This is a genomic window from Paracoccus aminovorans, from assembly GCF_001546115.1.
GTDB lineage: Bacteria > Pseudomonadota > Alphaproteobacteria > Rhodobacterales > Rhodobacteraceae > Paracoccus > Paracoccus aminovorans_B.
On record NZ_LNBC01000047.1, the window covers coordinates 1 to 921 of the forward strand.

Sequence of the window (921 nt, forward strand, 5' to 3'; positions counted from 1 at the left end):
GCCGCCCCTTTTGCGATAGGGCGTCTCGCCATACTGGGCGCGGTAGCATTTCGAGAAATGCGCGGTGCTGGCGAAGCCGCAGGCGAGCGCGATCTCGATCACGCTCATCTCGGTCTGCGCCAGCAGGTTCTGCGCCCGCTCCAGCCGCAGCGCCATGTAATGCCGCTTGGGCGAGTGGCCGAGATAGCGCGCGAACAGCCGCTCGAGCTGGCGCGGCGACAGGCCGGCGTCCTGCGCCAGCCGCGCCGGGCTCAGCGGCTCCTCGATATTGGCCTCCATCCGCGCCACCACCTGCGCCAGGCGCGGGTGGCGCGCGCCCAGCCGCACCGGCACCGACTGGCGCTGGTGGTCCTCCTCGGAGCGGATCGCGGTGTGGATCATCTGGTCGGCCACCCGCCCGGCCAGCGCCGCGCCGTGGTCGCGGGCGATCTGGCGCAGCATCAGGTCGATGGCCGCGGTGCCGCCGGCGGCGGTCAGGCGGTTGCCGTCCTCGACGAAGACGGTGCGGATCAGGGTGGTGTCGGGGAATTTTTCGGCGAAGGCGTCCTGGTTTTCCCAATGGATGGTGCAGCGCCGGCCGGCGAGCAGCCCGGCCTCGGCCAGCACCCAGGCGCCGGTGCAGAGCGCGCCGATGCGGGCGCCGCGCCGGGCCTCGCGCCTGAGCCAGGCCAGCACCGGGCGCGCGGCGGCGCGGGCGACGTCGAGCCCGCCGCAGACCAGCACGGTATCGCCGCGGCTGCCGTCCTCGAGGCCCCCGTCCAGCATGATGCGGGCGCCGTTCGAGCAGTGGGCGAAGCCGCCGCCCTCGCCGACCAGCCGCCAGTCGTAGAGCGGGCGCCCGGCGATGCGGTTCGCCAGCCGCAGCGGCTCGATGGCGGCGGCAAAGGACGCCAGCGTGAACCGGTCCAGAAGCAGGAAGAC

General features: G+C 73.5%; 1 protein-coding gene. It reads right to left on the reverse strand.

What is annotated here, in order from left to right:
- Positions 1-921, reverse strand: a 921-nt coding sequence (locus ASV56_RS22290) for a GlxA family transcriptional regulator (protein ID WP_062564133.1), incomplete at both ends; no start/stop codon positions are given.